Below are 11,357 nucleotides of genomic sequence, written 5' to 3' on the forward strand. Positions count from 1 at the left end.
CACAATAATTATGAACCTAAAAAAACATTTACCCTGGCTGGGAGCCCTACTCCCCATTGCTAACACACAAGCAGAAACAAAACCTAATGTAGTAATTATCTATATCGATGATATGGGTATCGGTGATATAGGTTGTTATGGAGGTAAATTCGCTCCTACTCCCAATATTGACAAGTTGGCACAGGACGGACTATTATTCAACCAATATTACTCTTCTGCGCCGGTTAGCTCTCCATCCCGTTGCGGACTGACAACAGGCCTCTTTCCTCTTGAAGTGGGAATCAACACTTTCCTGAATGACAAAGCTGCTAATAAGAGATGCGAACAACGTAATTTCCTGGATGATAAGTTGCCTTCCATGGCGCGTGCCTTCCAAAATGCAGGTTACTCAACAGGACACATCGGAAAATGGCACATGGGAGGCGGACGTGACGTACATGATGCTCCTTCTATTAAGAATTACGGTTTTGATGAATACATATCAACTTACGAGAGTCCGGATCCGGAACCGGCAATCACTGCTACCAAATGGATATGGTCGGATAAAGACAGTGTGAAGCGCTGGAGACGTACCGAATACTTTGTAGATAAAAGTATTGAGTTTGTAAAGCATCATAAAGATGAGCCTTTCTTCCTGAATCTATGGCCGGATGATATGCACACCCCTTGGGTACCGGAATTCAAACAAAAGGAAAGAAAAAGCTGGGAAACCCAGGAAGCGTTTGCACCCGTACTTGCGGAAATGGACAAACAGCTCGGACGTTTTATCAAAGCACTGGATGAATTGGGGCTGGCGGAAAACACAATCATTATTTTCACCAGTGACAATGGTCCCGCACCTAGCTTCAAGTCTGTACGTTCCGCTTATCTGAGGGGAACTAAAAATAGTCTTTATGAAGGCGGTATCCGCATGCCGTTCATCGTCAGATATCCTAAGAAGATTAAAGCCGGACAGGTAAATAATGAATCAGTATTATGTGCTGTAGATTTATATCCGACTTTGTGTTCAGTAGCCGGAATCAAAACTGAAAAAGGCTATAAAGGTGATGGGCAGAACTATGCAAAAGTTCTTCTCGGTAAATCGGAAGCTAAACGCAAGACTGATTTAATGTGGGACTTCGGACGAAACAAACATTTTGGCTTTCCAGGAAACCCTTATGACAAAAGCCCTCATTTAGCTATACGTAGCGGAAAATGGAAATTATTAGTGAATGGCGACGGAAGCGATGCGCAATTATATGATATGGAAAAGGATAAGTTCGAAAAGAATAATATCGCAAATGAGCATCCTGACTTGGTTGCCAAGTTGAGCAAGAAAGTATGTAAATGGTTTGAAGAAAACAAAAACAAAGGAAAAGAGTAATACAGTGAAAAACAAATTATAAACCAACATTAAACTTATGAATTCTAAATTTTTACTATTACCAACCGCCTTGATGGTTGCTGGACATTCTGCAGCAGAAGCAAAAGGGAAAAAGTCCGATCAGAGACCCAATATCCTGGTGATTCTTGCAGATGACCTTGGCTATTCTGACCTGGGATGCTACGGTAGTGAAATCCACACACCTAATCTGGACAAACTGGCAAAACAAGGAGTACGTTTCAATCATTTCTATAACACCAGCCGTAGTTGTCCGACGCGCGCTTCCCTGTTGACAGGACTTTATCAACATCAGGCGGGAATCGGACGTATGACCTTCGATGACCACCTGCCGGGTTACCGGGGAACACTCTCACGCAATGCCGTTACTATCGCTGAAGTATTGAAAGAATCAGGATATGCTACCAGCATGGTAGGTAAATGGCATATCGCCGAGACTCCTCTACGCAAAGACCAACGCGAATGGCTCGCACATCACGTATACCACGAAACCTACTCCGACCTCTGTCATTATCCGGTGAATCGCGGATTTGACACCCATTACGGTACGATCTACGGAGTGGTGGATTATTTTGATCCATTCAGTCTGGTAGAAGGAGAAGTACCTGTGAAAGAAGTACCCGACGGATATTACATCACACAGGCGCTTTCAGACCGTGCTGTGAAAGAAGTGAAAGAGTATGCCAAAGACGATAAACCATTCTTTATGTACCTGGCTTACACAGCACCACACTGGCCGCTGCATGCATTGCCGGAAGATATTGAGAAATACAAGGATACCTATAAAGTAGGTTGGGAAGCCATTCGTAATGCACGTTACGAACGTCAGAAACAACTGGGTATATTCCCTAATATGGATAATTTCCTGTCTGACAGACAGTTCAAAGACAAATGGGAAGACAACCCACACGCTGAATGGGATGCCCGCGCCATGGCGGTTCATGCTGCCATGATCGACCGTATGGACCAGGGAATAGGACAAGTAATCGATGCTCTGGAAAAGACAGGACAGCTTGAAAACACACTGATTCTATTCCTTTCTGACAACGGATGCAGCAATGAAGATTGTCAGAACTACTCTCCCGGAGAAAACGATCGTCCTGACATGACACGTAAAGGGGAGAAAATGGTTTATCCTCATAACAAAGAAGTACTACCTGGACCGGAAACAACCTATGCTTCACTGGGAGCACGCTGGGCAAACGTAGCCAATACCCCGTTCCGTTTCTGGAAAGCCAAATCATATGAGGGAGGTATCTGTACTCCGATGATTGCCCACTGGCCGAAAGGTATCAAGAAGAATGTCGGCAAGATGACCCCTGAAATCGGACATGTGATGGACATCATGGCTACCTGTATCGATATGGCGGGAGCTACTTATCCTACCAAGTACAAAGGAAATGACATCATTCCATTGGAAGGCAAGAGTCTGGTTCCTATTTTCAAGAACGGACATCGTGAAGGACACGATTATTTGGGATTCGAGCATTACAATGAACGTGCATTCCTTTCTAACGATGGTTGGAAACTGGTTCGTCCGGGAGAAAACGCTAAATGGGAATTATACAACCTGAATGAGGACCGGAGCGAAATGCATAATCTGGCAGCACAATACCCTGAAAAAGTAGCTGAAATGACAAAGGCTTACGAAGCATGGGCTAAACGTTGCATGGTAGAACCTTACCCGGGACAGAAAAAGAAATAAAGCCTACTCAATTAATTAGAAAGTCTACTTGATTAATTATTTTATATTTGACTCCTGTCGGAAAATATCCAATGATATTGCACGACAGGAGTTTTTTTATATGCTTTTATCCCTTCTTTATCAAGCCTCACCTGAAATCGGAGGCTGACCTGTATATTCCTTAGGCAGTACACCATATTGCGCTTTAAAACATTTCGCAAAATAAGAAGAAGAAGTAAATCCTACCTGCGCTGCCACTTCAGAAATCCGGGTACCGCTCACAATCAGTTCAGCAGCTCTATTCATACGAAGTGTCTTCAAATAATCATTAGGAGACATTCCGGACAAAGCCTTTATCTTCCGATAGAAATTAGAACGGCTCATATTCATCTGTTCCGCCAAAGTATCTATCGAGAAGTTCTCATCCGCCAACTGTTCGGCTATTACTCCCTGTATCTTAGCTATAAACTCACAATCCTTTTGAGACATCGCAAAATCCGTTGTCGAAACAGCAACCGTATCTCCTGCCAAGCTCACCATCAATTTATGGAAAGACTGCCTCAACTTCAACAGATTCTCGATCTGCATATGGAGCTGTTTAACAGAGAATGGTTTCTCAACATATACATCCGCTCCACATTCAAGTCCTTCGACTTTAGACTCCAAAGTGGTTTTCGCCGTCAACAAAATAACCGGAATATGTGAATAAGAGATTTCAGACTTCACCTTGCTGCAAAGTTCCAGCCCATCCATCTCCGGCATCATAACGTCACTCACTATTACATCCACATTTTCCTTCGCAAGCACTTCAAGTGCTTCACGACCGTTGGAAGCCCTCAACACACGGAACCATTCCGCCAATGACTCACGAGTCAGATTCAGCAAATCAACATTATCCTCAACCAACAGAACTGTGAACTTCTTTCCAGCATACTCCGAAGAGATCGTTTCAGAAGCATCTGCATGCTCCGGGGATATTTCTACAATATCGCCCATTTTTTCCGTCTCCCACTCTTTGAACGGAAGAGACAGTATAAACGAAGAACCACCTCCAACATTATCTTCCAGACGCAAATCTCCCTGATGAGCTTCTGCCAAAGATTTCGCAAAAGCCAATCCGATGCCAGTGCCTACTGCTGTGGCCACCTTATCGTCAGGCAGTTGATAGAAAGCCTCAAATATCTTTTGTTTCTGTTCATTTGGTATTCCGGGACCATCATCGTTCACTTGTATCTCATATCCCCCATCAGTGACAAGCAGCTTCAAGTCAATACGCGCATGCGCATATTTGATGGCATTTCCCATCAGATTGACAAGAATCTTACTTAATTTGTCCTTATCCACCGTAGACACCAGCTCTTGTTCGGGCACGATCAGTTGCAAATCAATACCTTTTAATTCAGCAGGGCTTGTAAACTGATTATAAACGTCACTGACAAGTTCTTTAATATCACTCTTTTTCAGATTCAGATGTAGCGTACCACTCTCCATTTTCTGAAAATCAAGCAATTCATTAGTAATCCCCAACAGATAATTTACATTCTTATCTATCACAGACAAATACTTGAGATCTTTTCCTTCATGCTCTTTCTCTAATAATTTCTCCAAAGGAAGCCGTATCAAACTAAGCGGAGTACGTATCTCATGTACCAGATTGATGAAAAAGCTAATCTTCGACTTATAAACTTCCTGTTCCTTGGCAGTTTGGTATTTTTCCATCCGCCGTTTATATTTGCGTTTAACACGGAGGTTCCATCGCCAAGCCATCCAGCCGATCCATCCCAACAGCATGAGCACATAAACGAAGTAAGCAAAGGTACTACGCCACCAGGGAGGAGTAATCACCACCTTTAAAGTGGTAGTATTCTCGTTCCACTGACGATCATTATTAGAGCCTCTGACTTCGAACAAATACTCACCGGGAGGTAAATTGGTGTAAGAAGCCATATTATTATCAGTATTCAGAATCCACTCCTTGTCCACTCCCCGAAGTATATAAGAATACCGGTTCTTCCCCGGATCTTCAAAACTAAGAGCGACAAAACGAATAGAGAAGCTATTGTTTTCATAAGATAAAGTCACCTTATCAGCCATATAAAGCGGTTTATCCAACTGAAGCAGTTTCTTCACCTCCTGCTCATCGGTTTGATAAGGTAACCGGATATCGGTCACATAAACCGGAGGAATATATTTGTTATCTACAAACTGTTCCGGCTGGAATACATTAAAGCCATTGATCCCACCAAAATACAATTTTCCTTCGGATGATTTTAATGAAGATCGAGCTATAAACTGATTCCCTTGCAAGCCGTCATTAATCGTGAACTGGCGGAAATGATCTTTGGTAACAGGATTAATCTTAAAAATTCCGGCATTGCTGGATACCCAGAAATCACCTCCTTGATCTTGCTCAATCGCATAAATAACCTTGTTAGGTAATAAAGTATTATGCGGGTCAAACTCAATGAATCTTTTCTCTTTAGCATCAAAAGAACACAGTCCTCCCCCATTCGTTCCAAACCACATGGTTCCTTTCGTATCTTCAAATAAAGTAATGACCGAATTACTGGTGATCGTAGTCGAATCTTCCCGTTCATGCTGATAATGTTTCCAATGAGCATTCATTGTATTGTAAGAAAACACACCACTATTGGAAGTCGCAATCCAGAGATGATTGTACATATCCTCATAGATATCGACAACAGAAACCATTGAACCGACACTTGTGATGGTCATAAAGTTATCTCGAGCAGCGTCATAACGACACAATCCCCAACTCGTTCCTACATAAATTTCTCCTTTTCGTCCTTTATAAATACACAACACATCGTTGCTACAAATCGTATTGGGGATTCCACGAGAATGAGTATAGGCTTTCACTGCCCCTGTGCGTAAATTGATAACCCGTATTCCCCCGGCATAAGTACCGATCCATAAATAGTCACCATCCAGCATTAGAGAACGAATGTCATACTTTTGATTTTTAGTTCCTCCTATTGCATAAGGAGAAAGCTCCCGAGTAGCAGCATTGAAAAAATACAAACCGCTTTGAGTTCCAATCCAGATATTCCCATCCTTATTCTCACAGAAAGGAGCAACAACCTCCCCCGCTCCCGGCACTCCGGACAGATAGGCAGGCGAATAATAATCAAAACGTTTAGTCTGCTTGGACATATAGTTGATTCCACCCAAATTGGTCAACACCCAAAGAGCCCCTTCGGCATCCCACATCATTCCATTGATAGTCTGATCGCTCAAACTTCTCGGATCGGCGGGATTATCCGCCCGCTGAAATGTGTTTGTATTTTGATCGAATAGATAAAGCCCGTTATCCGTTCCTACCAACAGCTCTTTATCCGTATACTTCAACAAACAATGAACAGCTCCGAAATTAAACGCCGAACCACTGTAATTGTCTATAGCTTCAGTTCGTTCATCCAAACGGCTCAACAGATTACTTCCCGCACCAATCCAGATTTCTCCATCGATATTCTGAATACAGTTCACTTTATAACTATCGGAAGCATTTATATCCAATGAGATTTCATACGTCCGGAGAAACTTGCCGTTTTCGTCAAAGCACAAAAGTCCTTCCTGTAAGGAAGATATATAGACCCTCTTCCGATCAGCACTCTGACAGAGGTCCCATACAAAAGATGTCTGAACACTATTTTGAGTCAACACCTCTGTTTTCGGATCATAAATAAAAAATCCCTGTCCCAAAGTCGCAATCCAGATAAGACCATTTTCCGTCTTGATAATCTTTTTAATCTCACTGCTGATATACACATTATACTGTGTCGTTTTATCAAAGTAAGAGAAACGATCGGTATCCCGGTCATAAATATAAAGTCCGGAGTTTGTTCCAACCCAGAGATTCTTGTCCACCTCTATCAAGGCTTCTACAAAATTGTTTTCTAATGAGAACTTTTCGTTGAGAACATTCCGATACACTTTATTGCCCCGCCCGTCATAACGATTCAGTCCGTCACTGGTACCCAACCAGATAAAGCCATAACTATCTTGAAGGGCGCACCACACGGTATTATGAGACAATCCATCTTCTACCTGATATTTCTTGAACGAAAAATAAGGAGACGCGGATAGTGTTCCGGTCCAGAAGACCAGCAAGCATATTAGTATTTTAGTTAACTTCATTCTACGTGTTTTTTATTCAATTATCGGTTCAGCCAAGGTTCAGGATTCAACTTTTCTTTCTCCCTACGCAACTGGAAGTGCAATACCGTCCGTCCATTATCCGTACCGTCAGAAAAGACCTGACCGATGGATTGCTTCGTCTTCACCGTGTCACCGGCTTTGACGGATGCAGAAGAAAGATTGCAATAAACAGAAATATAATTGCCATGACGAATGAGGACATTAAATAATCCGTTCAATTGGAATACAGCCGCCACCTTCCCATCAAAAATGGCACGTGCCTGTGCACCCGGTTTTCCCTGAATATCAATACCCTTGTTATCCAGTTTCACGTTGCGCAAACCCTCTACGGCATATTGTCCGTAACGGCTGGTGATAATATAAGCGCCGGATATAGGCATTGGCAATTTCCCGCGATTCGCGGCAAAGTTACCCGACAATTCCCGATCCGCCTTACTCATGGTATAAGCCTCAAGAGGTTTCGATTTAGCGGTCGTTTCCGTTGCAACAGATTTTCCCTCCTTGCTTTCTTCTTTCTTACGGGCAGCCGCTTCACGACGAGCCTCTTCCTGCGCACGCTTACGGGCACGCTCTATTTCTTCCGCAATTAATTTATCGATGCGGGCATTCAGCTGATTGGCTTCCCTGCGTTTTTTATTTATCTCATTCTGCAATCCTTTCTGTTTCTTTTGCAGATTAGTCACTAACGTGCGTTTCTCTTTTTCCTGCTCTTCCAACTTCACCTTTTCGCTCTCACGTTCTTGCAGCAGGTTCTCTTTGGCGGCTTTCACTTGCTGACGTTCCGCTTTCTTCTTGCGTATCTGTTCCTGTTTCTTTAGGATTTCTTCCCCTTGCAGACGTTGATAAGTGGCATATTCACGAACATATCGCATACGCCGATAAGTCTGCCCCAGATTCTTTGCCGAAAAAATAAACATGAGCTTCTCCTCTATCGACTTATTCTTATACAAGTACTGGACAGAAGCTTCATATTTCTTCTTTTTATCTTTCAAATCCTTCTCCAAGCCTCTCAACTGGCGCTCCAACGAAGCCAACTCACGCTGGATAGCCTCCACATCATTGTTGATAGCCATGATATAGCGTTTCCGCTCTTCAATCTGTCCGGTCAACACAGCCAGACTATTCAACTGGCTTCCCACATCTTTCTTTGTATCCTTCAATATAGATTCCGATTCGGCAATCTGTTTTTGCAGCGCACCGCGTTTACTTTCCAGCTCACGAATCAACTTGTTCGATTGAGCGAAAAGAGGAACTGCCAACCAAAGGCAACTGATTAGAACAACAAAGAAACGTTTCATCATAATAAAGCTACCAGCATTTTTACTAATTCTTCCAAGGGAATCTGGTTGTATTTGGACGTCAGTTCCGTCGGAGTCATTGAAAACTCTTGTGTGGAAAACTCATAAAGTTGGACTTTAGCCTTTTCTAATGAAGGAATTCCTATATCTTTTCCTGTCAGCTCTGTCTTTCCACCAGGAAGAGAGGCATCCATCAATATCTTTTCCAAACGGGAAAACTCCACATTCTTCGACAATACATTTTTCAATTCAGCTTTAGTGGCACGAACAAAGCGCTTATTCATCCTGTCTACCAATAAAACTTCGTCGGGAGTAACTTCTATACGTGCCACTTCCGTACGCAGAATAGGCATCAATAAGGAGATTTGTACCCGCTCATGAGTTTTCATCTTCATGGTTCCCCCTACAGACATGCTTCCCTTCTTGCCGGGAATAGTCAACTGAAGCTTGGAAGCCAGGTAACTGGATGTCGGAGCCTTTGTCGAAGTCTTTGTTTCCGAGGTTGCCAAGTGCTTCGAACTCTTACAGCCGGCCAACACCACTACCACCAACAACAGTAGATAAATGATTCTTTTCATTCCGCAATATATTTCTTCTTCTCTATTTTCTGTTTCAACGTTTTCGACTCGCTACCCATTTCCAGTGCCTTCTTCCAATATTTCAACGCACCTTCCACATCGCCGGTCATAAAATAAATATCTCCGCAATGCTCCACAATCACATCGCTCTTCTCGCCGTCGTTCTTCATTGCATTGTCAATATAGATACGGGCTTCGGCATAGTTTCCCTTTTCAAAAAGAATCCATGCATAAGTATCGAGATAGGTCGAATTATTAGGTTCGGCTTTCACCGTTTTATAACTCATCTCCTCCGCCTTGTCCAAGTCACGACGTTCCACAGACAGATAATAAGCATAATTGTTCAATGCGCCAATATTGGAAGGATTATATACCAAAGCCGAATCGTAAGCAGCATAAGCCTCCGTCATTTGTTTCTTGGTATGATAAATATCCCCCATGATAGAATAAAAATCTGAAATGACTTCTTTTCTGGTATCGGCAGTTACATGTTCCAATGCCCTGCTGCAAACACTCAATACACTATCCGTCTGTTCTGCCTGATGATAAGCAATAGCCAGATAATAATAAAGTTCCAACGCATCGGGAGTGGCTTCAATACCCGGTTCACAGACTTTGATAATTTGCTTGTAGTCTTCCTTCTTCACCGCCGCACTAACCAGCATCAAACGGGCAGCCTTATTGGTAGGATCCAGATCAACCACCTGCTCCAATACCGGCACAGCCTCTTGTTCCATATTCTTCGACAACAGGTATTGAGAATAAAGCATCGGAATCTGCGGATCATCTATATCCTGCTTCATCATCCGGTCGAACAAGGCAATCACTTGAGTGCTATCTTTGGCAGACGACTGTTCATTTTCCACAATCACCTGTCTCATAACACTGATTTTGGTATCCGAAGTCACCTTCTTATTCAGCAATAAAGTATCCAACTGCTGTTGATACAACTCTTTCTGTCCGGTCTGTTCATAATAAGAAGCCATTGAAAAAAGAGCCATCGGATTGTCAGGCTCTACCGCCAGGACCTTCTGATATGCATCGTATGCTTCCTGCTTTTTTCCATTCTGAAGATACACATCTCCCAATATCACCTGATAACGCATATCCATCGGATATTCCTGTACCAGACTTTCTATTTCCTGAAATGCCTTCTTATCATCTTTCATCTGAAGATAAATACGGAATTTCTCCATAGAAAGCTGCTCATTCTTACCCAAGCGTTTCTCTAAACGGTTCAATGTAGAAATGACATCATTATATTTCTCCTGACGACTGTAAATATCAAGAAGACTGAACAAAGGCTCCTGCTTTGACGGGAAACGGGTTACCATTTTCTCAAGCAACGTTACAGCCTTATCCAATTCGTTCTGTTGCTGATACAGGCTGACCAGCCCCTGGCTATACCAGAAATTATCAGGAGCAAAAGCCACCGCCTGCTCCAAAGCCGCCTGACCTTGCGGCACCTGGCGGAGGAACATATAATACTGCGATATTTCATAAAGCGCCGAAGAAGCAGTGGGGTTGATATCCAGACAATGCTGTAGCAATCCAAATGCCGCATCATACTCATTCTTTCCTTTCATCCGCATGGCTTCCAAGAAGAAGTAGTCATATTTACGCTGTTGTTCAGCAGAAAGCAATGTTTCCTTCATTAAAGAAGCTCCATCTGCTTTCGCTGTTGTTTTTGCTGTACGCACAGACCGGATTCCCCCACATGAAGTGAGCATCAATACCGTCACGAACAGCCATCCTATTTTTATCTTCATTCTATTTTCTCCATTAAGCATTCATCATACTCCGGTATGTCCGAAACCACCGGCTCCCCGTTCTGTTTCATCCAGCACCTCTACTTCCTGCCATGCAGGCTGTTCGTGCTTCGCTATCACCATCTGCGCAATACGTTCACCGTCTTCAATCACAAACGTTTCAGAGGAGAGATTGACTAAAATGATACAAACTTCCCCACGATAATCCGCATCAATCGTACCCGGAGAATTGAGCACTGTAATTCCTTTCTTGATCGCCAGTCCGCTACGTGGACGAACTTGTGCCTCAAATCCCTTCGGCAAGGCAATATATAGTCCTGTCGGCACCAGACAACGCTGCAACGGTTCCAGTGTGATAGGTTCAGAAAGATTAGCACGGATATCCATTCCTGCGGACAATTCAGTGGCATAAGCCGGAAGCGGATGCTTCGATTTATTGATAACTTGAATATTCATAAATGCATGTTT

General features: G+C 43.0%; 7 protein-coding genes. 2 read left to right on the forward strand and 5 right to left on the reverse strand.

Annotated elements, in window-relative coordinates:
- Positions 1 to 10 precede the first annotated feature (10 nt).
- On the forward strand, positions 11 to 1,363 hold the full coding sequence (locus tag NQ505_RS03105) for a sulfatase-like hydrolase/transferase (RefSeq protein ID WP_008998115.1): 1,353 nt from the start codon (positions 11 to 13) through the stop codon (positions 1,361 to 1,363).
- A gap of 37 nt (positions 1,364 to 1,400) precedes the next feature.
- Entirely contained in the window at positions 1,401 to 3,086 is a 1,686-nt protein-coding gene (locus NQ505_RS03110; RefSeq protein ID WP_008998116.1) for an arylsulfatase, read from the forward strand.
- Between the two features lie 120 nt (positions 3,087 to 3,206).
- Here NQ505_RS03110 and NQ505_RS03115 read toward each other — a convergent pair whose 3' ends face one another.
- From NQ505_RS03115 to dut, 5 genes are read right to left on the reverse strand one after another with little or no spacing between them, the layout of a single operon-like run.
- Entirely contained in the window at positions 3,207 to 7,223 is a 4,017-nt protein-coding gene (locus tag NQ505_RS03115; protein ID WP_008998117.1) for a two-component regulator propeller domain-containing protein, read from the reverse strand.
- Positions 7,224 to 7,243: 20 nt separating this feature from the next.
- Positions 7,244 to 8,545 carry a murein hydrolase activator EnvC family protein gene (locus NQ505_RS03120; RefSeq protein WP_008998118.1) on the reverse strand — a complete coding sequence of 434 codons (1,302 nt, stop codon included), beginning with the start codon at positions 8,543 to 8,545 and terminating at the stop codon, positions 7,244 to 7,246.
- The gene (locus NQ505_RS03125; RefSeq protein ID WP_008024136.1) at positions 8,542 to 9,120 is read right to left on the reverse strand and encodes a DUF4292 domain-containing protein; all 579 of its coding nucleotides are present in this window, start codon (positions 9,118 to 9,120) and stop codon (positions 8,542 to 8,544) included. Before NQ505_RS03125 ends, NQ505_RS03120 begins: the two co-directional genes overlap by 4 nt.
- Positions 9,117 to 10,889 carry a tetratricopeptide repeat protein gene (locus NQ505_RS03130; RefSeq protein WP_008998119.1) on the reverse strand — a complete coding sequence of 591 codons (1,773 nt, stop codon included), beginning with the start codon at positions 10,887 to 10,889 and terminating at the stop codon, positions 9,117 to 9,119. The genes NQ505_RS03125 and NQ505_RS03130 overlap by 4 nt, the downstream gene beginning before the upstream one ends.
- Before the next feature lie 24 nt (positions 10,890 to 10,913).
- Positions 10,914 to 11,345, reverse strand: coding sequence for a dUTP diphosphatase (gene dut / locus NQ505_RS03135; protein WP_004307331.1), 432 nt, complete (start codon positions 11,343 to 11,345; stop codon positions 10,914 to 10,916).
- Between the last annotated feature and the right edge of the window lie 12 nt (positions 11,346 to 11,357).

This window comes from Bacteroides sp. D2 (genome assembly GCF_025147085.1).
Taxonomy (GTDB): domain Bacteria; phylum Bacteroidota; class Bacteroidia; order Bacteroidales; family Bacteroidaceae; genus Bacteroides.